25 protein-coding genes, 2 pseudogenes and 1 riboswitch are annotated in these 24,620 nt (G+C 40.9%); of the genes and pseudogenes, 4 read left to right on the top strand and 23 right to left on the bottom strand.

Annotated elements, in window-relative coordinates; all coding sequences use genetic code 11:
* Nucleotides 1-237: 237 nt before the first annotated feature.
* The 6 genes from ACN6MY_RS05670 to ACN6MY_RS05645 form a co-directional block, all read right to left on the bottom strand.
* Nucleotides 238-1,431 (bottom strand): DHH family phosphoesterase, encoded by a 1,194-nt coding sequence (locus ACN6MY_RS05670; protein ID WP_419883119.1) that lies wholly within the window; start codon nt 1,429-1,431, stop codon nt 238-240.
* Nucleotides 1,432-1,721: 290 nt separating this feature from the next.
* The gene (locus ACN6MY_RS05665; protein WP_419884082.1) at nt 1,722-2,504 is read right to left on the bottom strand and encodes an ABC transporter ATP-binding protein; all 783 of its coding nucleotides are present in this window, start codon (nt 2,502-2,504) and stop codon (nt 1,722-1,724) included.
* A 24-nt stretch (nt 2,505-2,528) separates the two neighbouring features.
* On the bottom strand, nt 2,529-3,539 hold the full coding sequence (locus ACN6MY_RS05660; RefSeq protein ID WP_419883118.1) for an NAD(P)/FAD-dependent oxidoreductase: 1,011 nt from the start codon (nt 3,537-3,539) through the stop codon (nt 2,529-2,531).
* 25 nt (nt 3,540-3,564) lie between these two features.
* Nucleotides 3,565-4,599, bottom strand: coding sequence for a FecCD family ABC transporter permease (locus ACN6MY_RS05655; protein WP_419883117.1), 1,035 nt, complete (start codon nt 4,597-4,599; stop codon nt 3,565-3,567).
* A complete protein-coding gene (locus ACN6MY_RS05650; RefSeq protein ID WP_419883116.1) occupies nt 4,599-5,642 on the bottom strand; it encodes a FecCD family ABC transporter permease in 1,044 nt (347 codons plus the stop codon). Before ACN6MY_RS05650 ends, ACN6MY_RS05655 begins: the two co-directional genes overlap by 1 nt.
* Nucleotides 5,643-5,764: 122 nt before the next feature.
* Nucleotides 5,765-6,712, bottom strand: coding sequence for an iron-hydroxamate ABC transporter substrate-binding protein (locus tag ACN6MY_RS05645; protein ID WP_419883115.1), 948 nt, complete (start codon nt 6,710-6,712; stop codon nt 5,765-5,767).
* Between the two features lie 256 nt (nt 6,713-6,968).
* On the opposite strand from ACN6MY_RS05645, the gene ACN6MY_RS05640 reads away from it, so the two are divergent.
* Nucleotides 6,969-7,565 (top strand): biotin transporter BioY, encoded by a 597-nt coding sequence (locus ACN6MY_RS05640; RefSeq protein ID WP_419883114.1) that lies wholly within the window; start codon nt 6,969-6,971, stop codon nt 7,563-7,565.
* 133 nt (nt 7,566-7,698) lie between these two features.
* Here the strand turns inward: ACN6MY_RS05640 and abc-f are convergent.
* The 7 genes and pseudogenes from abc-f to ACN6MY_RS05605 all read right to left on the bottom strand — a co-directional run bounded on the left by abc-f (nt 7,699) and on the right by ACN6MY_RS05605 (nt 14,630).
* Nucleotides 7,699-9,581 (bottom strand): annotated as a pseudogene (abc-f, locus tag ACN6MY_RS05635) (ribosomal protection-like ABC-F family protein).
* 251 nt (nt 9,582-9,832) lie between these two features.
* Nucleotides 9,833-9,949 carry an RAxF-45 family protein gene (locus ACN6MY_RS05630; protein WP_419883113.1) on the bottom strand — a complete coding sequence of 39 codons (117 nt, stop codon included), beginning with the start codon at nt 9,947-9,949 and terminating at the stop codon, nt 9,833-9,835.
* A gap of 128 nt (nt 9,950-10,077) precedes the next feature.
* Complete coding sequence (gene ribE / locus ACN6MY_RS05625) at nt 10,078-10,545, bottom strand: 6,7-dimethyl-8-ribityllumazine synthase (protein ID WP_419883112.1); 468 nt, start codon at nt 10,543-10,545, stop codon at nt 10,078-10,080.
* A gap of 12 nt (nt 10,546-10,557) precedes the next feature.
* Complete coding sequence (locus ACN6MY_RS05620; RefSeq protein ID WP_419883111.1) at nt 10,558-11,751, bottom strand: bifunctional 3,4-dihydroxy-2-butanone-4-phosphate synthase/GTP cyclohydrolase II; 1,194 nt, start codon at nt 11,749-11,751, stop codon at nt 10,558-10,560.
* Nucleotides 11,752-11,770: 19 nt separating this feature from the next.
* On the bottom strand, nt 11,771-12,412 hold the full coding sequence (gene ribE, locus ACN6MY_RS05615) for a riboflavin synthase (protein ID WP_419883110.1): 642 nt from the start codon (nt 12,410-12,412) through the stop codon (nt 11,771-11,773).
* Nucleotides 12,394-13,500 (bottom strand): bifunctional diaminohydroxyphosphoribosylaminopyrimidine deaminase/5-amino-6-(5-phosphoribosylamino)uracil reductase RibD, encoded by a 1,107-nt coding sequence (ribD, locus tag ACN6MY_RS05610; protein WP_419883109.1) that lies wholly within the window; start codon nt 13,498-13,500, stop codon nt 12,394-12,396. The genes ribE (ACN6MY_RS05615) and ribD overlap by 19 nt, the downstream gene beginning before the upstream one ends.
* Before the next feature lie 177 nt (nt 13,501-13,677).
* Nucleotides 13,678-13,808: riboswitch (FMN riboswitch) on the bottom strand.
* Nucleotides 13,809-14,015: 207 nt separating this feature from the next.
* Complete coding sequence (locus tag ACN6MY_RS05605; protein ID WP_419883108.1) at nt 14,016-14,630, bottom strand: hypothetical protein; 615 nt, start codon at nt 14,628-14,630, stop codon at nt 14,016-14,018.
* Between the two features lie 337 nt (nt 14,631-14,967).
* Between ACN6MY_RS05605 and ACN6MY_RS05600 the strand changes: the two genes are divergently transcribed.
* Complete coding sequence (locus ACN6MY_RS05600) at nt 14,968-15,999, top strand: NADP-dependent oxidoreductase (protein ID WP_419883107.1); 1,032 nt, start codon at nt 14,968-14,970, stop codon at nt 15,997-15,999.
* A gap of 587 nt (nt 16,000-16,586) precedes the next feature.
* On the opposite strand, the gene ACN6MY_RS05595 is transcribed toward ACN6MY_RS05600, so the two are convergent.
* The 5 genes and pseudogenes from ACN6MY_RS05595 to ACN6MY_RS05575 all read right to left on the bottom strand — a co-directional run bounded on the left by ACN6MY_RS05595 (nt 16,587) and on the right by ACN6MY_RS05575 (nt 19,567).
* Complete coding sequence (locus tag ACN6MY_RS05595) at nt 16,587-17,366, bottom strand: 2-keto-4-pentenoate hydratase (RefSeq protein ID WP_419883106.1); 780 nt, start codon at nt 17,364-17,366, stop codon at nt 16,587-16,589.
* Nucleotides 17,367-17,377: 11 nt separating this feature from the next.
* On the bottom strand, nt 17,378-17,569 hold the full coding sequence (locus ACN6MY_RS05590; protein ID WP_419883105.1) for a 2-hydroxymuconate tautomerase: 192 nt from the start codon (nt 17,567-17,569) through the stop codon (nt 17,378-17,380).
* A gap of 90 nt (nt 17,570-17,659) precedes the next feature.
* Nucleotides 17,660-18,088: a DoxX family protein gene (locus tag ACN6MY_RS05585; protein ID WP_419883104.1), complete on the bottom strand. Its 429-nt coding sequence runs from the start codon at nt 18,086-18,088 to the stop codon at nt 17,660-17,662.
* A 24-nt stretch (nt 18,089-18,112) separates the two neighbouring features.
* A pseudogene (locus tag ACN6MY_RS05580) lies at nt 18,113-18,897 on the bottom strand (dioxygenase).
* Nucleotides 18,898-18,922: 25 nt separating this feature from the next.
* On the bottom strand, nt 18,923-19,567 hold the full coding sequence (locus ACN6MY_RS05575; protein ID WP_419883103.1) for an alpha/beta hydrolase: 645 nt from the start codon (nt 19,565-19,567) through the stop codon (nt 18,923-18,925).
* Nucleotides 19,568-19,804: 237 nt separating this feature from the next.
* Between ACN6MY_RS05575 and ACN6MY_RS05570 the strand changes: the two genes are divergently transcribed.
* A complete protein-coding gene (locus ACN6MY_RS05570) occupies nt 19,805-20,344 on the top strand; it encodes a helix-turn-helix domain-containing protein (RefSeq protein WP_419884081.1) in 540 nt (179 codons plus the stop codon).
* Nucleotides 20,345-20,486: 142 nt separating this feature from the next.
* Here ACN6MY_RS05570 and ACN6MY_RS05565 read toward each other — a convergent pair whose 3' ends face one another.
* From ACN6MY_RS05565 to ACN6MY_RS05545, 5 genes are all read right to left on the bottom strand, one after another.
* Nucleotides 20,487-20,981, bottom strand: a complete 495-nt coding sequence (locus ACN6MY_RS05565) for an FUSC family protein (RefSeq protein WP_419883102.1) — start codon at nt 20,979-20,981, stop codon at nt 20,487-20,489.
* 398 nt (nt 20,982-21,379) lie between these two features.
* Nucleotides 21,380-21,601 carry a hypothetical protein gene (locus ACN6MY_RS05560; protein WP_419883101.1) on the bottom strand — a complete coding sequence of 74 codons (222 nt, stop codon included), beginning with the start codon at nt 21,599-21,601 and terminating at the stop codon, nt 21,380-21,382.
* Between the two features lie 724 nt (nt 21,602-22,325).
* Nucleotides 22,326-22,433: a YjcZ family sporulation protein gene (locus ACN6MY_RS05555; protein WP_090990759.1), complete on the bottom strand. Its 108-nt coding sequence runs from the start codon at nt 22,431-22,433 to the stop codon at nt 22,326-22,328.
* Between the two features lie 553 nt (nt 22,434-22,986).
* Nucleotides 22,987-23,559 (bottom strand): efflux RND transporter permease subunit, encoded by a 573-nt coding sequence (locus ACN6MY_RS05550; RefSeq protein WP_419883100.1) that lies wholly within the window; start codon nt 23,557-23,559, stop codon nt 22,987-22,989.
* A 50-nt stretch (nt 23,560-23,609) separates the two neighbouring features.
* Nucleotides 23,610-23,831, bottom strand: a complete 222-nt coding sequence (locus ACN6MY_RS05545) for a hypothetical protein (RefSeq protein WP_419883099.1) — start codon at nt 23,829-23,831, stop codon at nt 23,610-23,612.
* Between the two features lie 166 nt (nt 23,832-23,997).
* Here ACN6MY_RS05545 and pssA point away from each other — a divergent pair, with 166 nt between their 5' ends.
* Complete coding sequence (pssA, locus tag ACN6MY_RS05540) at nt 23,998-24,489, top strand: CDP-diacylglycerol--serine O-phosphatidyltransferase (RefSeq protein WP_419883098.1); 492 nt, start codon at nt 23,998-24,000, stop codon at nt 24,487-24,489.
* Nucleotides 24,490-24,620: the final 131 nt, after the last annotated feature.

Raw genomic sequence — 24,620 nt, 5'->3', positions numbered from 1 at the left:
AGAAGGCCGATCTTTGCCTTATGTGGACAAACCATCTTTTGCACAGCGGGCTAGGCGCTGAAGCTCGATAAACCAAAAAGCGGTAGCGCCTTGTTTGGAGGATCAAAGATAAAGGAGCCACGCCCTGCGGCAACGTCTTTGTGACCCCCATCCTGGGGGGCTAAGAGGGGTGGATGAAGCAATCTAAAAAGGCAAGAAACCCGGAACGTGCAGGGATTCTTGCCTTTATGTATAATATCAGAGATTTTTGCCTGTATTCATTTGATAGTACTTTATAAGATAATCCAGGTACTTATCATCCCGTGTTAGCGAAGCGTAATATTTTCTTTTGATATGTTTTTCAATCTCCGGGAACCCGGAAAAGAATTGTTTGCTGTGCTGGTGGTTGATCTCGAGAGACCAGCCCTTATCCCCGGTGAAAAATACAAACAGGCGCTCCTCGTTTTTGCCAATATATAAGCTGCCTCTTTCCGATTCTTTTAGATTATACTGGTTTTTAAAAGCATCACGTTTGAGCGGCTCAGAAAAGAAGGTTCCTTCTACATACTTCTTGTAAGCCTCTTCTGTCAGATTGCAGCCGGAAGCTTTTCTATGTCCGCCTCCATCATACTTGGCCGCAACTTCCGATACATCCACTTCATCATGAATGGTGCGCAGGCTGATCCTTTTAGATCCAACCATAATGATCGCGATATAATCCAAATGGGGAAATTCCTTTGATAACTCGTTTCCCAGCTCTGAATGATACGATTCTGCATGAACGATCCCAGCATACTTGCCGCCTATGCTTGCCTGGTATACCTCCCGCTTTTTCCTGTTAATATAGCGCTGCACCCTTCTTTCTTCAACGTCCAAGAGCTTGCTTTCCATTTCATCAAAAACAAATTCACTCTCACTGGTAAGCTTTTTTAGAATTTTTTCTTCAAATTCCTCAATCGTGATCATGAATAGCAGGTCATTAAGCTGCTTGGCAGCAATATTTCCATTCATTTCCCATTCCCATGTATCATACTGCCTGACCTGCTCCACAAATTCATCCAGGATTTGTGAACGCTCAAGCAGGTTATCCTTCAGGAATTTTTCATATAAAAGCGAAGTGGCAGAGGTTTGTTTTCCGTCTTCCTGCACAACCGTAACAGCTGCCCATGAATGTTCATTAAGATGCTGGGCTGATTGGTGGTGGTCAATCAGCTCCGCATGTCCGCCAGATTCCACAAATTCTGTAATTCTTTTTTCGTTATCCGCATGTACCGATAAATCGGTAATCAGCAGGCGCACATCTTTATTTCCTTCTTGAATAAATTTTTCTACTTGATAATTTAAAGCGGAGATGGAATTGTAAATGACCTGAACACTATCCCCAAACGCCAATTTAGCTAAAATTCCGCAGCCCACTCCATCAAGATCATTATGCGTTAACACCCGATACATATTGCAGCCTCCTAAAGCACAGATATATTCATTCTTTCCTATTAAGCACCTTTTTATTTTTCCGCCTTCTATTATACAAATAAAAGGGATAATAAAAAACAAAACAAATACTCAAGGGCATTGAACAGCCATTTAAAAATTCATGGGCGCTCTTTGCCTTCATTTTCTATACAAACACTCAACAACATATTAAGGAAAGAAGGTCCCGCTCCAATCATCAGCTAAAATCAGTATTGACTCCAAATGAAAAAAGGCTCATTTCCTAATTGAAAATGAAACCTTTCGTGTATTTAAATCCGTTCATAAGGCAGGCAAAGCGGCTGGCCGCTTCTTGGATCCAAAATGATGTCGCTTTTTACCCCGAATACATTTTCTATAATATCCGCTGCCATGACCTCGGCCGGTGAACCGCTTTTTATTACCTCGCCCTTTTTTATCGCTATCATGTGCTCGGCATAACGGCTTGCGTGATTTAAATCATGCACCACCATCACTATCGTTCTCCGCTTTTCCTTATTGAGCATCTGGAGCAGGTTCAGTACCTCGATCTGATGCCCCATATCTAAGAAAGTCGTGGGCTCATCCAGGAATAATATATCTGTTTCCTGGGCCAAAGCCATCGCAATCCATGCCCGCTGCCTTTGCCCTCCAGAAAGCTGATCAACAGGGCGGGAAGCAAATTCCTTCATGCCGGTCATTTCAAGAGCTTGCAGAATCACTTTGTGATCTTCTTTATTCAACGACCCCAAGCCTTTTTGGTGCGGAAACCGTCCGTAAGAGACCAGTTCCAGAACCGTTATTCCTTCAGGAGCTGCCGGATTTTGAGGGAGAATCGCCAGCTGTTTGGCCACTTCCTTTGTTTTTTGCTCCGCAATGGATTTTCCATTTAGATACACATAGCCGCTCTCAGGTTTCAAAAGACGGGCCATGGTCTTTAAGATTGTGGATTTTCCCGAGCCATTTGCACCGACCAGTGCTGTTATTTTCCCGGAAGGAATAAAAACATTCAATTGGCTGACAATGATTCTGCCTGCATATCCAATGTCCAATTTTTCTGCTTTAATCAAACAAATCCCCGCTTTCTAATGAACCCATTTCTATTCTGCGACGAATTCTTTATGGTGGGTAGAGTACATCGCCATGGCTCCTGCTCCTGGATCCATGTATTTTTTCGCACTGTTTAATGCAAGCGGGCCTTCCGTGAACCCTCCCGTTATCAATCTGAGCTTATGCGGATGAATGACAGAATCCCCTGCTGCGAATATTCCAGGTATATTGGTTTCCATATCTCCATTCACAACAATCCGGCCTTCTTCGATCTGCAAGCCCCACTCTCTGATAGGACCAAGATCAATGCAGAAGCCATGGCTGACAATTAACGCATCAATGCTTAGCGTTCTTAGCCCGCCTGTTTCTGCATTCTTGATGGTTATCCCGCTTACTTTCTCTCCATTTCCATGAAGCTCTTCAATGCTATAGGGAGTTAAAACTTCAACAGAAGAATTCTTCAGCAGAGATTCATCGCTTTCGTGGCAGCTGAATTCATTTTTCCTGTGTACAATGGTCACTTTTCGGGCAACCTTCTCCAGTTCATTTGCCCAGTCTACCGCAGAGTTTCCCCCTCCGGAAATGACAACATCCTTGTCCGTAAAATCCCGCATATCATTAATTGCATAATGAAGGTTGCCGCCTTCATACTGTGAAGCCCCTTTAACATCTAGCTTGATGGTCTTAAGCGTCCCCATTCCAGTAGTAAGGATAATTGTCTTTGTATGGTGCACTTCTCCATTTGTGCTGCTTAATACAAACGTTCCATCCTTCATCCTTTCCATACCGGCAATCTGCTGTCCCAAAACAATCGAAGGCTTAAAGGTGCCTGCCTGTTCAGTAAGCTGCTTGATTAAATCTTCCCCTTTTATTCCTGGAATCCCGCCAATATCACGGATGGTCTTTTCAGGAAAAAAATAGGATACCTTTCCGCCAAGCTGCGGCAAAAATTCAATAACCTTAGTCTTCAATTCTCTCATCCCGCTGTAAAATGCCGTAAATAAGCCGATAGGCCCGCCGCCAATTATGGTTACATCATATAATTCCTGATTACTGTCCATCTCATTTGAGCTCCTTTTGATGAATTTATGCTTTTGATCTAGATAATAAATAAAGAAAATATGGCGCCCCAATAATGGCCACAACAATACCTGCGTGGATTTCAGAAGGCTGGAGCACAGTCCTCCCTATCGTGTCTGCTGCAAGTAATAACAGCGACCCTGTCAGAGCAGATGCTGGGATCAGGTATTTATGCCCCGTACCGATAAGCCTCTTAGCCATGTGAGGACCGATTAAACCAATAAAGCCGATTCCGCCGCTCACCGAAACACTTGCCGCTGCCAGAAAGACTGCAGCAGCCAAGAGCTTCAGTCTTTCTCTCTCAACGGGCATTCCAAGTCCGGCAGCCATTTGGTCTCCAAAGCCCAGCACGTCCAAGCTGCGGGATTTATAAATTACATAAGGAATTAAGAGTAAAATCCACGGAAGCAAAGTAAGGACATGCTTCCAGCTTGTGCCCCAGATGCTTCCAGCCAGCCAGACTGCCAGAAAATCAAATTGCCTTGGGTTAAGCTTAAGCATTAAGACGATCATCAATGCACTAATCCCTGCTGACACGCCAATGCCGTTTAGCAGCAGCCGACCAGGCAGCAGGCCTTCGTTTTTTTTATAAGTCAGCATATAAATCAGCGCTGCAGCCATGCCGCCTCCCAGCAGAGCCAAAAAAGGCAGAAGCAAGACTGGGGCATCCATGCTGTTTGGATAAAACGAGATAAATAAGACAACCAATAACCCCGCACCCGCCGTTATTCCGAGTATACCCGGATCGGCAAGAGGATTGCGGGTCACTCCCTGCAGCACACAGCCGGATACAGCCAGACCGCTTCCGATCAGGATAGAAATGATAATCCTCGGAAGCCGGAACTCGAAAAGAATCAGGCTCTGCTTTTCGTCTCCCATTCCAAATAAAGTCTTAACGACTTCCAAAGGGCTAAGCTTTGTATAACCCGTGTCCATACTAATAAAAAAAATCACCAAAATGGCGAGCGTCAGAATAAATAAGACAGTAAATCTTCTTATTCTTTTTCTTCGTTCCATTTCGGCAAAAATGACTTCGTCCATCACAGTGACCTCCCTTCTCTGCGTGCAACAAACAAAAAGAAAGGCACACCGATCAATGCAAATAGAGCTCCGATGGGTGTTTCAAATGGCGGATTAATCATTCTTGCCCCTATATCAGCAAAAGTCATCAGCAAACCTCCAAGTATTCCAGAGCAAGGAATAATCCAGCGGTAATCCACGCCTACCAGATATCTTGTCAAATGCGGAATGACGAGCCCGACAAATCCAATTGGCCCTACAGCAGAAACAGCAGTACCAGCCAGAATGAGAATGACGAGGGAACAGGCAAGCTTTACAAGCCCAGTTCTCTGGCCAAGACCTTTAGCTACATCTTCCCCCAGACTCAAAAGAGTGATAGATCGTGAAAGCATGAGTGCAAAAAGAAGCGCGATAACAAACCAGGGGAACATGATTCTCAGCTGCTCCCACTTCACGCCTGCTGCTCCTCCCGCAAACCAGAAGGCAAGATCCTGGCTAAGCTTAAAATGGATAGCAATCCCCTCGTTCATTGCCGTCATGAGTGCAGTAACAGAAGCTCCTGCCAAAACCAGCCTCATCGGTGAAAGGCCGCCTTTGGCCAGTGATCCTGTCCCGTAGACAAGAATGGCTGCAAGCGCCGCCCCCAGAAAGGAAAAAAGAATTAGAGAGTTATAGGATAGTCCAGGAAAAAAGGCAAAGCATATAGCGACCATTAATACAGCCCCGGCATTAAGCCCCATCAGCCCTGAATCAGCCAGCGGATTCCTTGTCATGCCCTGCATGATGGCCCCGCTTACTGCAAAAGCAGCACCAACTATAACATCCGCCAATGACCTTGGCAGACGGAGTTCCCTGATTATAGTGTGCTTAGGCATATCAGGGTTGTAGCTGAAAATGGCGGACCATACGGTTTTAAGGTCAATGTCCGCGGCTCCGACCGAGATGGAAAAGGCGACTCCGAACAGCAGGGCAAGTATGCCTGCTGTCAGGATAAGCGTCGCTGCCCATGGCCTTGTATGCAGTTTTTCATTTTCTTTTTCTATACTTTCCAATTCTTCATTCATTTACTTCGCCTCAGATTTTCATTTGGTGTATTTCCTGAAAATGGCCCGGCAATAACCGGGTCCCGCTTTTGATATTAAAACATGGTTTCTTTTTGAATAGCTGTTTTCGTAAACTTTGTTTTTTACTTATGATTGATTAATTTATCAGTAATGAATTTTAACTGACCTTCCTGCGAAATAGGATCATTGAAGTAAAACCCTATTGGATCAATTTCGAACACCCTGTCATTTTTGACAGCGTCCAGGTCCTTCCATACCTTGCTGTTATAAGTTTTGCTGCCATTATCATCTACAGACCATGGACTTGTAAAAATGTAGTCTCCTGCTATTTCCGGTATTTTTTCAAGAGAATATTGAGCATAGCCGGTTTTAGAGTCAATGGCATCTCTTTGGATTGCTGCAGGAGCTTTTAAGCCGAATTCAGTATAGATAATTTCCCCGCCGCGGCCAAAGGTGGCGCCAAAAGCATTGATTTCCTTAGCAGTAGGCTGAATCAAGGCAACGGTTTTGTTTCCGACAGCTTTTTGGACCTGCGGCTTGTATTCTGCAATTTTCTTGTCCCAATCAGAAAGCCACTTGTCCGCTTTCTTTTCAGTACCGGTCATTTTGCCGAATTCCTTAAGCTGATCCTTAGAATTCAATTTTGAATAATCAATCGCCACTGTTGGAGCGATTTTTTCAAGCTTATCGATAGCCGGGTAAGTAGTCCAGGCAATAATTAAATCTGGATTCAGAGCAAGAATTTTTTCGATAGAAGTGCCATCGCCAAGATTGGCTACTCCCTTTGTTTTTCCTTTGTAGAATGGATTGTTAAATACATTGTCAGGTGCACCTGCAGGCTTGATGCCAAGAGTCAGGAAATCCCCATAATAACTGTCTGCCACCAGTACCACCCTTTTTGGGTGTTTTGGTATTTTAATAACTCCGTTCTCTGCTTTATATGTAATCATCCCTGATTTTTTACTTTCTTTAGGTTCCTGTTTATCAGATCCATTGCTGCAGGCGCTGAGTACAGCTGCAAATGCAACCAGCAAAATCATTGTAAACAGGCTTTTCTTTTTGTTAAACATGGTTTACCCCCTGAATAATATTGATAATCATTATCACTTAATATGATAACAAGTATTCTTAATGAAGTAAATAGGCTTTATTAGTCTGTTTCCTCTGACTTAGTTCAGTGATTCTCAGCCAAGAATTCTTCCTCCTCAATCATTAAGACTAGCAGGATGATGAAATATGTTAACCTAAAAAAAAACAAGTTGACATAAAGATGAAAAAACCATTATCCTCTATATATAACACTATTACTATAACGGAGGAATTCAAATGAAAAGGAAGTTTACTGCGATTGATTTAACACTCGGAGGCATGTTCATCGCTTTAATGATGATCGGCGCAAATATTACCTCCCTCATTCCTTTCATGGTTGTCGGCGGTGTTCCAATTACCCTGCAGACTTTTTTCGCTATTTTAGCAGGAACCATTTTAGGCAGCAGACTCGGAGCTTTTACCATGATGGCTTATGCACTGGTTGGACTTGTTGGCGTTCCTGTTTTCGCTAAATTTGGCGGCGGAGTTTCATCTGTGGTCAGCCCTACTTTCGGTTTTATTCTTTCATACATATTAACAGCTTATGCAGCAGGAAAAATCTCAGAAAAAAGCCGGACACTCCCTACATTCATTATTGGATCTCTTGCAGGGATGGCCATCAATTATGTCATAGGCACAAACTGGATGTATTATGCCTATAAACTTTGGGCAAGTGCTCCGGAAGGATTCACATATAAAATGGCTTGGGCGTGGATGGCCGTTCCTCTTCCGAAGGATATCATCTTAGCTGTTTTGGCTGGAGTCATGTCTTACCGCTTAGATAAAACCGTTTTATCACGCAGTAAATTCAGAAGGACAAAAACGGCTGCTTAATTGCCGCTAAATAAAGAGGCTGTTAACCGGGCTAGTAGTCATTGTCCCGGAACAGTCTCTTTTTTATAAGCTCAGTTATAGTTTTTCAAGTCTATTCATCCTCAGCAAATGCGGGATAAAGCTGACTGCTGAATTATAAACCATCCAACTCGGTGTAAAGCTCCTCTATCTTCTGCTCTGCTTGCATCAGGCGCTCGTGCAGTTTCTGCAGCTCCTGCAAATCTGTTTCATTTTCCATTTCTCCAGCCAGCTGCCTTGCCTGAAGCTCTGCTTTTTCCATTTCAGCTTCTATCTTTTCCATATCTTTCTTTGTTTCTTCCTTTTTTTCTTTTTCTCTTTTTCTTACTGGCCGCACATCTTCTTGAACGAATTCACTGATGTTCTTCCTATTCCATTCATCCAATTTTTTTCTTGCCCAGCTATAGTTCCCCGCAAAGGCATGCAGGCTTTCATTCTCCATCCAGTAGGTTTTATCAAACAGTTTATCCAGCAAATACCGGTCATGCGACACTGCAAGAATTGTTCCGCAAAAATCCTCAAGCGCATCCTCAAGCACCTCCCGTGAATCAATATCAAGGTGGTTTGTAGGTTCATCCAGTATTAATAAGTTAATATCCTGATGCATGAGCTGTGCCAGGCGAAGCCGCATTCTTTCGCCGCCGCTCAGCTGTCCAACCTTGCGGAAAACCGCTGCCCCGTAAAATAAAAAACCTGCCAGAATACGCCTTGCCTGCCCCTCATCTACCATTGCTTCTTGCCGGAAGGCCTCAATAACAGTTTCATTTCCATTTGAGTTATACAGATGCTGTGAAAGGTAGCCTATCTTGACATTGCTTCCAATGCGAATCTCACCTTTGTCCGGGTGAACATCTCCAAGCAGCATCTTGAGCAAAGTGGACTTCCCAGTACCGTTTCTTCCTACAATGCTAGCACGTTCCTTATATTGAAGCTGCAGATTTGCATCCTTAAACAGCATTTTGTTTCCATATACTTTAGCTGCCTTTTTTACAGCAATCACGTCTTTTCCGCTTCTTCCAGCCGTCTCGAACTGCAGTCCCATTTTTTTCTTTCAATAATTGGGCGCTTCAGCTGTTCGATCCTCTCAAGGGCTCTCTCCATATTTCTTGCTCTTTTATGCAAACCTTCATTAGGAGGATTTGCCTGATTGGCCCATTCTCTCAATCTTTTGATTGCATCCTTCATTTTCTTGATTTTTTTTTGCTGCTCCTGATATGCCTGAAATTCCTCAAGCAGCCTCTTTTCTTTTTCAATGACGAAACCTGAGTAATTCTGATGATATACAGTTGCTTCTCCGTCTTCAAGATCAATGATTTTAGTTGCTGTTTCATCAAGGAAATAACGATCATGGGATACAATGGCCACTGTCCCATCATACTCCCGGATAAATCGCTCAAGCCATTCTGCTGCGTAAATATCCAGGTGATTGGTCGGCTCATCCAGCAGCAATAAATCCGGATTTTGAAGCAATATGAGCCCTAAGCATATTTTGGTCTGCTCTCCTCCGCTAAGTGATAAAAAGGGAGAATTCAGTAAGCTCTCTATGCCAAGTCCATTCGCAATCCTTGATATTTGAGCCTCCATGCTGTACCCGTCAAGAAGTGAAAATCGTTCCTGGAGGAAGCCATATTCCTCCAGCTTGCGTGATAAAGCGCCCTCATCGATTTCAGATGCCATGTATTCCTCATACTCACTCATTTTTTTATAAATTGAAACGGCCTCATCAAAGGCAGACATTAAAACATCCTTACCCTTCGTATTTTCGGGAAAAGACGGGAGCTGGGACAAATAGCCGATTTTCAATCCTTTTTTCAGAAAAATAGTACCAGAGTCCGGCGTTTCTGCACCGGCTAATAACTTTAAAATCGTTGTCTTGCCGCCTCCGTTTCTTCCTACCAGACCAATTCGCTCTTTTTCTTTTATCTCCAGTGATAAATTTTCAAAAACGATGCTGCCTCCGTACATTTTGCTGACCTGATTCATTCCGCAAAGAATCATGTTTATGACTCCCTTTCTCTTCTATGTTTTGGGCTCTGCCAAACTTGCCTGCTATGCTGATTTGCACTTCACACAAGACTCCAGGGGCGTTCGCGCAGCAAAGGCATATTTAGTTTTTGGACAAAAAAAGCCGCGGGAAAGAAGTTTGCAGCTTCTTCCCGCGGCCAGTGAAAGAAAAAGAGAGCTCTCAAAAAGGCTCTCTTTTTCCCATTCTATAAGTTAAGGGTGAAGAGACTTCTAATCATTCCGTTTCATGTATTCAGTTGTAAAAAAGGCAGACTTCCCCCTTGATTACAATCCTCATGAAAAATTGCACGGCAAATATACATAAAGTCCAGCCATTGCTCGCGCAAAATAGAACGATTCATCTCTTTCACCTCCAAAATACAAATTTTTGAATCATATAAATTTTACAATAATTCAGCTAACTATACAATAAAAAAAATTGGATAACAGGGGATAAAATCATCCGCTGTTATCCAATTCTTCGCTATTCTTAACCTATCATTTTTTGCAAGTTTGCCATTTCTATGGCTGAAACAGCAGAATCATAGCCTTTATTTCCAGCTTTCGTGCCGGCGCGTTCTATAGCCTGTTCAATATTTTCAGTGGTCAGTACCCCAAATATCACTGGTACTCCTGTTTCAAGGGAAACAGAAGCAATGCCTTTGGCTGCTTCATTGCAAACATAGTCATAATGGGAAGTTGCCCCCCTGATCACTGTACCAAGACAAATGACTGCATCATATCTATTTGTATTGACTAGTTTTTTTGCAATCATCGGAATTTCAAAGGCTCCAGGAACCCAGGCGATATCAATGTCCTCCTCATTAAGGCCATGACGCTTTAATCCATCCAGTGCTCCCCCAAGCAGCTTGCCTGTAATGAATTCATTGAATCTTCCAACCACAATTCCAACTTTCAATCCTGAACCTACTAAGTTTCCTTCAAATATATTACCCATTTTTTATTCCTCCTATAATGACAGCAGATGCCCCATTTTCACTTTTTTTGTGTGTAGATATTGTTCATTTTCTTTAATTGCCGGAATCTCAATTGCCACACGTTCTGTTATTTCAAGCCCATGGCCTGTTAAGCCTGCCATTTTTTTGGGATTATTCGTCATAAGCCTCATTTTCGTGATGCCGAGATCCTTCAATATTTGAGCTCCGATTCCATAGTCTCTCAGCTCAGCGGGAAATCCGAGCTTCTCATTGGCTTGAATCGTATCATAGCCATGTTCCTGCAATTCGTAGGCTTTAAGTTTATTCATCAGGCCGATGCCGCGCCCTTCTTGTCTCATATAAAGCAGAACACCATTCCCTTCAGACTCGATCCGTGCCAGCGCGGCATGCAGCTGCGGTCCGCAGTCACAGCGGTGCGAGCCGAAAATATCTCCTGTCAGACATTCAGAATGCACGCGGACAAGCACTGGCTTATCTGGATCGATTTCACCCTTGATTAATGCAAAGTGATCCTGCTGGTCAAAGGCATTAGAATAGCCAATCATCCTGAAATCGCCAAATGATGTCGGAAGCTTCACTTCCGCTTCTCTTTTCACGCTTTGCTCCGATTCTCTGCGATAAGCAATGAGGTCAGCGATCGATATCATCTTAAGTCCATGCTCTTTAGCGATTAAAGCCAGATCCGGCACTCTTGCCATTGTTCCATCTTCATTCATGATTTCACAAATAACCCCCGCGGGAGCAGTTCCTGAAAGCTTTGCTAAATCAACGGAAGCTTCTGTATGTCCGGCACGGCGGAGGACACCGCCTTCCTTTGCAATCAAAGGAAAAACATGGCCCGGCCGCTTCAAGTCTTCTGGAACAGTATTTTCATTGAGAAGTTCAAGAATGGTCAGCGAACGATCATAAGCACTTATTCCTGTTGAGGTATTTTTGTGATCAATGCTCACAGTGAATGCTGTTCCAAAAGGATCAGTGTTTTTGCCAATCATAGGATGCAGCTCCAGCTTTTGCGCTAATGCTCCAGGAATACTTGTACAAATCAAGCCGCGTCCATATTTCGCCATAAAGTTGATGACCTCTGGAGTGGCCTTATCTGCTGCAGCTACAAAATCACCTTCATTTTCACGGTCTTCATCATCTATTACAATGACGATTTTCCCGTCTGCAATGTCCACCAGTGCTTCTTCAATACTGCTCAGCATATCAATCAGCTCCTTTTTGTCAGAATCCGCTTTTCTCCAGCAGTTCATAAGTAACAGACATTTTAGTCTGTCTTTCCCGATTATTTTGATGGTACATATATTTTCCAATCATATCTGCTTCAATGTTGACAATTTCTCCCGGCGCTTTTCTGCCTAATACGGTTTCTTTGTGAGTATGCGGAATCAGGGATATGGTCAGCTGATTTTTAGACAAATCAAAGACAGTCAGGCTGACACCATCGATAGCAACCGAGCCTTTTGGAATGCAGTATTTATACACATATTCAGGAACTTCGATTACATAGTAAACAGCATTCTCCTTATGCTGTTTTTTCACTATCATTCCTGTTCCATCCACATGTCCGGAAACAAAATGCCCTCCAAACCTGCCGTTCGCAGCCATGGCCCTTTCAAGATTAACGGGTGACCCGGCTTTAAGATTATTCAGTGACGTAGCACTTACCGTTTCTGGCATCACGTCCACCGTAAAAGAATTACTCTTATATTCTGTAACTGTTAAACATACCCCGTTGACCGAAATGCTGTCCCCAAGATGCATGTCATGTGTAATTTTATTTGAAAGTACCGTCAATTCCATACTGTTGCGGCCTTTCTTTATGCCGCCGACAGTGCCGATATCTTCTACGATTCCTGTGAACATTTCTCCACCTGCTTTAAACGTGATGTAATTTTGAGGTCTTTCCCGATTCTCTCCACCTTCTCAAATTCCATGGAATATGCATCAGGCATCATCTTCACATTCAGGTCTCCGAACATACCGTGAGCTTTTCCGCCGGCGAGTTTCGGAGCGATATACGTTATCAGGCGGCCTGCAGCATGTTCCTTCAAAAAGCTGGCATTCACTTCGGCACCGCCTTCTACATAAAGGGAAGTGATTCCTTGTTTTGCCAGAACCTTCAATAAATCCATAATTTTTATAGAATCAGATGGCATTTTCAGCACTTTAACTGTGTCTGACTGTATGCGATCTATATTTTTTTGTTCAGCCTTTGAACCTGTAATAATAAGGGTTTTTGCCGTTCCATCTTTTATTGCCGCGCAATCTATAGGCGTCCTTAAATGAGTATCCAGAATGATGCGGACGGGCTGCCTTGCTCCCCGTTCTATTCTGTTCGTCAGCCGCGGATTATCCTTTAAGACCGTATTAATTCCTACAAGAATAGCGTCATGCCGGCTTCTTTCCCTGTGAACGTCTAGCCTTGATTCTTCGCAAGTGATCCACTTGCTGTCACCCGATTCCGCAGCTGTTTTTCCATCAAGAGTCACAGCCTGCTTCATCGTGACAAATGGGGTTCCGGTCCTGATAAAATGAAAAAACACTTCATTCAGCTCATCACCCTTTTCTGATAAAAGTCCGCTATGAACCTCTATGCCTGCTTCTTCAAGCATCTTGATCCCTTTTCCTGCAACAAGAGGATTGGGATCTGCTGAAGATATATACACTTTTTTTATTCCCGCCTTTATAAGAGCAGTTGCACATGGAGGAGTTTTCCCGAAATGGCTGCACGGCTCCAGTGTTACATACATGGAGGCATCCCTTGCTTTTTCGCCAGCCATTTTAAGAGCATGTATTTCTGCATGATCTTCCCCGGCTTTCAAATGCGCTCCCATTCCGGCAATCTCCCCATCCTTGACAATGACAGCACCAACCGCCGGATTAGGCGAAGTTTGGCCTGCAGCCGCAGCAGCAAGACCTAAAGCAATCTCCATATACTCTTGATCGTTCATTCATTCACCCTCTTTTCATGTTTCGGACCATTTAGGTCCTTCTGAAAAAAATAAAAACCTCTCAGGGATTCCTAAGAGGTTTTAAGGGAGAATATGGATTTTTCAGTCATAACCAAATAAGCCTATTACAAAAGTTTTTTTTGCTCCAGACCTTACGATTTATGTCTTTTTTTTCCATACGTCCTTCTCCCATCCAGACTATACTGTCGGCTTTGGAATTTCACCAAATCCTGCCTTATTCAGGCTCGCGGGCTTAGAATTGCTTCATCACCGCCGGTTGGGATTCTCACCCGACCCCGAAGGACTGCGTATTTATGAACTTTCTTGTACTGCAAACAAACCTGCACTTCATCATCCGTTTAACAGATCCAGCAAAAACAGCCATGCTCTGTTTCCCTTCTGATTTGCAAATTTGATTACCTAAGATACTATCACCTTACTAAAAAAAGAACAAGGAATTTATGTCCCTGTTCTTCCATGAAGACTTTTTGAAATAAAGCAGTCGCTTAACTGCCTTACTTCAGCCAGCTATATTCATGATGAATTCTTTTTTTGAAGTATTCCAGATTTCCCATATAGTGCCTCTGATTCAGATAAACAATTAACAGAACTGCTGCATTGACTGCTATGCTTGTCCAAAAAGCAAAGTCAAAACTTTTGAAGTACAGAATACCGATGAGCAGATTTGCAATTAAAGCCAGAAGAAGACTGCAGGCCGCAGCCCTTAAATCACCCGCTGTTTCAAGCAGCTTGTTGTACCTCATTCTCATTTTTTCTCCATTCACATGAATGGAGAAAAATACCTCAAGGTCATACTCCTCGCTGTAATGGAGATTCCTATTTTTCAAAATCAAGCCGAAAAACATGCTGATTTGATAAATTATATAGCCTGCAGGAAGCCCAGCCCCCGCTAAGATTATGGCCACCCCAGCAAGCCAGGCACCATCTTCACCCTTTAGTTCTGATAGGCTATATGACTGGCCAGCTAATATATAAACCAAAACTCCTCCTATGAATATCCATCCTGGAATAATCCACCTTATTAAATTCTTGCTCTCTGCGTTCATTTTTTTCACCTGCTTTCCTTTTAAATGAATGGCTGTTTTCGTTAACTTTGCACTAAGGAACATGGCGGCTGATTTCCGCTCCAGGATGCTCCCTAACTCCTAATCCTGCAGGAGTCTCGCACCTTACGCTCCCATCAACCCGATTAACAATAGAATCGCCTCATTAAAAACAATAATCTTTTAGAAAAGAGCCAAATGAATAGACGGCACCCATCTAGTTATTGATCATTAACTTCCTCAAACCTTTAAATAATTGCTGCACACTGCCAAGTTTTTTTCCTGCATATGTTTTGACTCTGCAATTCTAAAAATGTTAGGCTTTTTGGTAGAACTAACACTTTGCTTGTCATCGTTTTTATTCTTTCTAATTTAAGAGTAATATAAGCTGGGAGGCTATAACATGGGTACAATGAACCAAAAAGAAATTCAGCTTGCAAACCGTCCAAAAGGGTTGCCTGGTATTGAAGACTTTAAATTTGTAACACGTGAAATCCCAGTTCCCGGGGAAAACGAGATATTGGTCAGAACCCTTTATCTTTCAGTTGATCCTTATATGAGAGGAAGAATGCAGGATACTAAATCTTATATCCCTCCTTTTAAGCTTCATGAAGCAATTTCTGGCGGAGTGATTGCCGAAGTGGCAGAATCGAATTCTTCTCATTTTAAGCAGGGAGACGTAGTGATCGGAAATTTAAATTGGGCAGAATATTCGGTGGTGACCGAAAAAGAAATCCGGACCATTGACCCATCTGTTGCACCGGTTACAACCCACTTGGGCATTTTAGGGATGCCAGGATTAACGGCTTACTTTGGACTGCTGGATATTGGGCAGCCCAGGAAAGGTGAAACGGTTGTTGTGTCAGGCGCAGCCGGAGCAGTGGGATCCGTGGTTGGCCAGATTGCCAAAATTAAAGGAGCACGTGTTGTAGGGTTAGCCGGTTCAGAAGAGAAAATCAGCTTGCTGAAGAACGAGTTTGGTTTTGATGAAGCAATTAATTATAAAACAGCCCAAAATATCCGGGAAGCATTGTCTGAGACATGTCCGGACGGAATTGATGTTTATTTTGATAATGTAGGCGGCGAGATAACGGATGCTGTGTTTACTTTATTGAATAAAAATGCAAGAATTCCGCTGTGCGGTTCTATTTCCTCCTACAATGTCGAGGGTGAAGATCTTGGTCCCCGCATTCAGACAGCGATGATTAAAACTAGTGCCTTAATGAAGGGATTTACAGTTGGAGATTACGCCTCCCGCTTCAAGGAAGGAGCAGCCCAATTAGGAAAATGGCTGCAAGAAGGAAAACTTCAATATGAAGAAACAATCATTGAAGGATTCGAAAATACACCAGAAGCTTTTCTGGGACTCTTCAAAGGAACCAACCTTGGAAAGCAGCTGGTAAAAACAGCACATCCAAAATATGCAAAGCTTTAAAAAATCAGAGCGGCAGGAACTGTACACAGGTTCCTGCTGTTTTTTTGGACTCCGCTCCCACACTCTCAAAAAGGGAAACGGAATATTAAAGGAACAAAACCACGTAAAAAAGGAGGACGGATTTTCCATCCAATCCATATTCTATACCCTTAGCTGAACATTGCCTTAGTACAGATGAGTTACAAGCCGTATAAGCAGAAAGCAAGTTGGATTAGGAATGAGAGCGATTATCTGCTAAACGACAATATAAACACGGAGATTTTTCTCCTTCGATATTTAGGAAAATTGCTCGTGCGGATTTAGCGGCATTTATGCTAAGTACAATTGAAAATGAAACGTATATGAAGCAATCCACGTATATACATGATTAATAGTTAAACTAACAATTAGTATAAGCAAATATATGAAAAGGGAGCAATGCAAAGTTGTAAGGCATCGCCCCCTTTTCATATTTGGTTTCCCTTCAAATTGGAAATACACCTTAACAAAAATTTAGGGTTGACAAGCATTCCAAATTTAAACAACTATCTCCCCAAAATCGCAGAAGAAATTACACAGCGGTGTTCATTTTTTTACCTATTCTTAGCTCAATGAATATGAAAAGATACTTGACCCATTTGATCATATTCCGTTATTACATGGTCACCTTTCTTTAAGAAGACAGCCTCCGTCATTCCTCCTGTCAGAATGACGGAACCCTTTTTAATCTTCCCCTTTTTTTCCTCATGTAGCATGGTAGACAACATCGCAACAGAGTTTGCGGGATTTCCTAGGACCGCTGAACTTTTCCCACATGCTCTTACCTCCCCGTTTATGGCCATGGTTACCTCAATCGAATCCACTGCAAAATCATGAGGTCTGTATAATCGACTCCCCAAAATAACCCTTGATGCAGAAGTGTTATCGGCGATCACATCGGGTAGTTGAAACCGAAAATTCTCATATCGGCTATCAATAATCTCAAGGGCAGGCAGAATCCATTGCGTTTTTTCTAAAACTTGTTCACCCGTAATACCTGGTCCTTCAATATCTTCCCCAAGTATAAACGCAATCTCAGCCTCCACCTTGGGATGGATGAAATCTTCCATTATGATTTGACCTTTATTTGGGACATTCATATAGTCAAGAATGTACCCGTAAATAGGGACACCGATTTTCATTTGTTCCATTTTTGCCCGACTGGTAAGGCCCATCTTGTAGGCCGTCACCTTATGGCCTGAGTCAATTTTTAACTTTACCAGTTCCTGTTGTACCTTATATCCCATTGCTACATTAAAATCTGCATGCTGATCGGTAATACAAGAAATTGCTTGTTTTTGTTTCTCAGCTTTGATTAAACTTTGAGCAATACCCCTGTAGTTAAGCATTGATACCCTCCCTATTCCAGCATCTCACTTTTTAGCATATCTCCCACCGCAAAACGATTCTTGGGAACTTCATTCACAATAACACGAATACTTGTCATAGGAGCCCCAAGCGATTCGTGAACAGTACGTGCAACATTACGTATACATGTTTCAATTGTTTCTTGATCTCTACCTTCAATCAATGTAATTTGAATAATCGGCATAGGCTATCCCTCCACGTAATAAATGACAAAAAGAAAGCACTACCTCTGGAAATGAAGTAATGCCTTATTAAAAGTGCTTATTCAAGGGAATTAGATGATAGATGTAGTTTTTTCCTTCTCTTGTCCTTTAAAAATAAAGGAATCCAGTGCATAAGCATTAGATCCGGTAATAGCAAGAGATGCTGCTATTGCTAAGAATGCCAAATCCAATTCATATCCGGCCATCTTTCCATTTCCTAAAAAACCTACATCTAATTTCACCTTTACGATGGCTCCTACCATTAGTAGGACAAACAAAGCAGATACAAATCTGGTAAATAACCCAAATACTAAGGCAAGACCGCCCACAACTTCTATTACAGCAACTCCATAGGCTAGAAATCCTGGCAGTCCAATACTTTCAAACCAGCCAACTGTATTTTCAATTCCGCCCTGGAATTTGGTTAATCCATGAACAAAGAAAGTTATTCCTAATACGACTCTTAAAAGTAAACTGCTTATTTTAAAATAGTTATTCATTTTTCTTTCCTCCTAGTAAATTTACTACAATCCAAACTGCCAAACACTATGACTAAGATTCCCGTATCGATAACTGCGATGCAATAGTCTTGCATTTCTTTCTTGATTGCTGCCCCCATAGCATAAAAGATTGGAATAAAGTGTTCCTTTCCGTATAAAGGTACTGCCATATCAGCAGCAGGAGCCAACGAGTCATAATTAAATAATGATTCTAAATCCCAATTGTTTATATGCTCACCTAGCCAATCATCGAAATTAAGAGCCCATTTATCTATTGATCCATCATCGTTACCCATTTTTAAGGCTCTTAGGTTATGAACAGTTCCTCCACTAGCAATAATAAGGATATCCTTCTCTCTGAGTTTTGTTAGTGACTTTCCAATTCGATATTGCTCCTCTGGCTTAAGATGAGCGTTTACAGACATTGAAATGACCGGAACATCTGCATTGGGAAAAAGCATCTTGAGAACTACCCAGGCTCCATGATCTAATCCACGTGTGGAATCAATTCCATAAGGAATACCCAGTTTTATGAACAAGTCTGTAATATCCTTAGTGACTTCCTTTTTGCCCTTAGCAGGATATTTAATGCGGTATAAAGCATCTGGAAATCCACCGAAGTCATAGATCGTCTCAAATTCATCTACATCACTCACCTTTTGAGTAGATGATTCCCAGTGTGCCGAAAACAGCACAATCGCTTTGGGACTTGGAAGTGTTTGGCCTAACGAATGTAAAAACTGAGTATATTCATTATTTTCAATGGCTAAAAGTGGTGCTCCGTGAGCAACAAATAAAGACGGCAGCATGTCCTATTCCTCCCTTATCTTTTTATTATTGACTTAAATTATCAAGGATCCATTTCGTAAAATCTTTTTGGTTCTTTAATGAAACGGTATGCCCTTCAGAATAGGATTGAAAGGTTACTTGTGCACCTAATCCCTGAAGGAAATCATTGCTTTCTAATCCCCATTGATAAGGCAGAACCGTGTCAAGTTCGCCGTGAGAAATAAACAAAGAAAGCTGATCAACAGGTTTAATACTGTATTCTTCCTTGACGAATCCGGGAATATATCCACTCAGAGCAACAATTCCTTTGATTCTATTTCCTAATGTTAAGCCAAGCGTCATGGATAAAATGGCTCCCTGGCTAAATCCAAGTAGATATAAATGATCGTGATTTAGCGGATATTGTTCAGTTGCATAATCAATAAAACTAGTCAACTGAATGATTGCATGGTCAAATACTTCCCTGTGCGGTTTTCCAAATCCTTGAATGGAAAAATAGGCGAAGCCCGGTGGTTGAGATAATGGACCGCGAACACTAAAAATGTAAAACCTTTCTTCTAACCCATCGACTATCGGCAACATATTTTGTTCATTGCTACCCATTCCATGCATGACAAAAATAGCAGGATAGGTTTTATTGGGCTCAACCTGTGATGGTTTGTGAAGTTCATAAATCATGGGTGAATTCAAAATTACATCATCCCTTCTTGGATTATTACTCTAAAGAAACCAAACATAAATTTTTATTAATGCAGAATTAATATTCATATTAAGAAACAAAAGGTCAAAAAAATAATTACTGCGCCTTTGTTTTCTTCTATGAATATTTGTTATCTATAAAATAACAGCGAATCAGGTAGAATGTCAATGTTTTTTTTGCTAATATATAAATAAGTTTCTTTTTAAAAAACACTAGAGGTGATTAAGCTGGATATTGGAACAAAAATTCGAGCCATACGAAACAGAAAGAAAATTACCATTGCTCAAATGTGTGAAGGAACAGGTCTTTCTAAAGGTTTCATAAGCAATGTTGAAAACAATAATACTTCACCTTCTATTAATACACTAAGTACCATTGCAAATTTTCTAGGGGTTCCTTTGCCTTATTTACTTTTAGAGAAGAAACAACACATGCGTGTTGTTAGACAAGATGAAAGAACAAATTCTTCGTTTAATAACTTAAAGATAGAGCATTTGGCTTCAAAGGGGGGCCTAAGGACCATGATAGTTGAATTCCCCCCCGGAGCCTCCATTGGGGAGCCAAATTCACACGAGGGAGAAGAGTGTCATTTAGTATTAGAAGGGAAAATTCTGGCTGAACAAGGAGAGGACTCCTTTATTGTAGAAGAAGGTGACTCCTTTAGCTGGAATGCGAGTGTCCCTCACTTCGTGAAAAACATTGGTGATCGCAATGCAGTTGTCTTCATCTCAATTTATTCTGATACTGAATTGAAGGATATATTATAAAAAACAATGGGTTGCTGTAACAGCTGTAGCAACCCTTCTTCTTTAACTGTTGACTCCGAAAATAGATATTCATATTGAAGATGCTATTCATCGTAGCCATCAATGTACAACAGTTAAATTGGACTTCCAGTTGCCGGAGAAATTACGAAACTTTTTGCTTGCTCGGTAAAATTAGACGGAACCAAACTAACTGTATAAAAACAGCTACAATTACACCGATAAGAGTATCTCTCATTCTGTCCATAACATAATGATTCTTTTGATGTTCAAACACAAAGACAAATAATATCGTAAGGGAGACTTGATGAAGGACAGTCTTATCAAATTTTAACCACTTTGTAATAAAACCTCCCAAAAGAATCAATAGCCCTAAGTTCCATCCATTTATACTCATATGGGTTGAGATTATCACATTAAAAGAAATACCAATTATAGTTCCCGTTACGCGTTTTATGGATAAACGTAAAGTTTTATGATATGTGGATTGTAGACATAAGATAACCGATAGTGGAGCTAAGTAAGGATGATCGGAACCCAATAATTTTGCTAATTCCCATGAAAAAGCAGATCCTATTGCCATGTTCCATATTAGAATAGATAAGTTCTCATTTTGGAGTTCAAAATTCTTTGTTTTCATATTCACCTCGTACTATTACATGTTTTTTTTAGTATCTTAGTAAAGGTGAATTTTATGTATATTGAAGCATTTTTTAAAATTAGATATTTGAACAAGTAAATCTCAACACAAAAGTTCTGCAAGGCGAAGCTACACAGTTTCGTGTTATTAGGAAACACTATGATGGCTGAGTATATTATGAGTGTTTTTGGCAATTAAAAAGTACTGTTTAGGGCAGTATGTTTTTCGAATGTAAAAAAGACGGAAATATGTAAGACGTTAGTTTAAGTACAATCCTTCACAAATTTTGTATTAAATAAGAAAAAAGCCCCCAAAGCATCTCTCAACAAGCTAGTGAATTTTCTGCTCATTTACTTTTTTTTATACCATTTATCTGTTTTAAATTCCTCTGGAATATATTACTCAACAGGTTCATCAAATCCTAATTGTTCAAGGATATCAAACCATAAATCTCCGCTAGTTCCATTTGGAAAGTATGCAGTGACTCCTTCAAAATTGCTCCTCCATTTTGTTTCCGCTGGAAAAGACTGACTAATACTTTGACCAACATGTATTTGAGAACCGGTCCAATAAATTTGTAAATTGTCATCTAGATCATACCAATAAAATTCACCCATCAAAGGATCTTCATCTTTGGCATAATAAAGTAGAAGAAGAGCTGACTTTGATTCTTATGAAAGTTGGCCATATATTGAAGCTTGATTTTAGGCCAAAATAAGCCGTATTCCAGGTTTTTCAGTTTGGGAAATAATAAGAAATACGGTCAATTCTTAAAAATGCTTTTCTTTGATTTTTTTCCGTTTAGCTTCAGATTTCTGAATTTTACATAAATTTACATAGTCTAGCGCAACTGTGAAGCTTCGTCATAAGCAGTCTGAGAGCTATCCCTCCCAGATGGCTTTTTTCTTTTGCGTAATTTTTCGTACAAGCTGGGCTAACGTCCGTTTCACTTAATAACAACCGACAATAGGATATAACACGCTGTAGTTTGTCCATTACGGCCATATAAAAGGGGGATTACTATGCCAGAGTTAATGCGACACATGGGCCGCGAGGTTATTGTGAGGGATCGTGATGGTAGAGAGCATCGTGGGATAATGGAAGCCGTTGACCCACCACGGGGAGTATTTATTCGTACCGGGTTCAGGAGACGCTTTTTTCCCTTCATTTTTACAGCTGCTATTTTTTCATTCCGTAGAAGACGCATATTTTAGGAAAAATAGTTTCGGATAAAACAGTGGCATCGATTAAGTCGGATATATTCCGGCTTGTTTTTTTGTTTTTTTGTGAATTTAAAAAGCCTATTAAAAGGGTTTTCCCCAATTAACAGGCTTTTTTTTGCTATTAATAGCCGCCCATGAAGCAAGAGCAACCGATGATGATTAACAAGATAAACAATACTACGATTAGAGCAAATCCGCTACCCATTCCTCCACCATATCCATCTGCCATATTATCCACCCCTTTGCGAAAATTCTTGGTATCACAATTTATCCTATGTACAAACAATCACAACGGACAGGGCTTTTAACAAGGTTTTTGTCCATTTTTGCAACTAAAAAAGCGCAGGTGTTATGCTGCGCAATTTATGCGCCGGTGCATGGGTTGGATATACCTTTCATTAACAGTTGTCGTTAATCTGACATCCGCTAGGTAATAAACTCACTGAAAGAGAAGCAGAATAGGTACCAGCAGCTAAGAACACTAAGATAGAACCAATAATCATTGCTTTTATATGTTTAAAAGCAGATTGCAAGATTGGTTTCATTTTTGAATCGAGTTTAACTGTTTTATTTTCCCCGTGGCCACCTTTCCATCCCATAAAAGCAAGAGAAGGGATGACAAGCATCGCAACAAAGAATGAATTGATAAGTGCGATTACAACCGACCACGCAAACCCGCTATAAGATGCACTGATTTACAGTATCCAATTGAAGATGTCCAATACGGTTTTTTACTTGGCCTGCCACATCAGTAATATTGGCCGATGGTGCCTTGATAACATTTAAAGTAACACTTGTGCTCCATTAGTTCTAGAAACCGTTTTAACATCGTTTAAAGAATGAGTGATGGTACCAAACGCTGATACAGGAATCGCATTTCCTTCCTTATTCTTAATCGTTGCGTTTTCCATTTGTTGCACTGTTAATGGTAAACCATCGAAAGATACTGGTATTGATAATTGATTGTTTACAATATTCCCTTGTGGCATGGATGGAACAGCCAACGCAAATGATTTATTCACATCATCCAATGTTAATCCGTTTTTCACAAGGTCTTTCATGCGGACAGTTAACACATATCCATCTTTTGCTCCTCCGATGACGGATACATCTGATACACCAGGAACAGATTTTAATTGCTTCACAATTTCCTGTGCTGCAGTGGAACGTAAAGTTTGTTCATCCAATTTTGAACTTATTACGCTGTAAGTTAAAATTGGGAACGAACTAGTTGTTAAACGTGTTACTGACGGCGTGCTTGTAATAGTTGATGGAATATTTGCATTAGCCAACACTTTGTTTACTTGATCTTCTGCCATTTTCATGTCTGTATCCATAAGGAAATACAAACTCATGAACAAGCCGCCATCATAAGATGTGCTTTCCACATTAGAAAGTCCGTCTACTACTTTGACAGCACAGCCAGATTATCGGTAACTTGCTGCTTTACTTGTTCAGCCTGTAAACCAGGCACTCTCATACTGACAGAGAGGATTGTATTATTAATATCAGGCAAATAATTTCGTTGCATTTGGTATGCTGAAATAACCTCCCCAAGCCAAAATGAGACAACACATACAATCATAAGAATGGCTCTTTGCATAGTTGCCTCTACTAATTTTTTCATGTTTTTCCTCCCCGATCTGTTTATATAACCAAACCCAAATAACCTTATATTTCTGTCAAAATTCATTAATATGATTGATTAATTAATTTACATATCGTGCTATTTCATAAAATTGTGTGGGCATGATATATAAAAGTAGGAATTCCGATTATAAGGTGGGAGTAGTTTGATTAAAAAGATAGTAAAGGCCGTACCTAATTTATTTACGATTGGGAATTTATTGTGCGGTGTTCTTGCAATTACATGTAATATGAGTGGATTTTTAGAGGTATCCGGCGTTTTAATATTCTTTTCAGCTGTATTCGATCTTTTAGATGGAAGGGTTGCCAGAAAATTAAAAGTGAACAGTGAATTTGGTATTCAATTGGATTCCTTAGCTGATATAGTGAGCTTCGGTGTTGCCCCTGCTCTTCTATTTCATTCAATAGCAGCAACGTCCATTTTAACTTCCTTAGCTTTTATTGTATTCCCAACGATGGGGGCATTAAGACTAGCTAAGTTCAATGTTAAACCCACCATAGGGTATTTTAGCGGATTACCCATTCCAGCGGCTGGATTATCTTTAGCGGGTATGGGATTTTTTTTATATAGCAATGCGTATATTACCCTAATACTCGCTCTCCTAATGGTAAGTCCAATTAGGGTAAAAAAAATTTAATGGATGTTCCTGTGTAAAAAGCTATTAGCCATTCAATTTGGATAGCTTTTTTTCATAACCTTTTGGTTCCCTTAATACATGATTAAGAATTCATTAACTTAGAAAATATATGCATTTATTGTGCTAAATTG

This window comes from Peribacillus sp. B-H-3, assembly GCF_048572925.1.
Lineage (GTDB): Bacteria > Bacillota > Bacilli > Bacillales > DSM-1321 > Peribacillus.
This window is presented reverse-complemented; position numbering and strand designations above follow the sequence as displayed.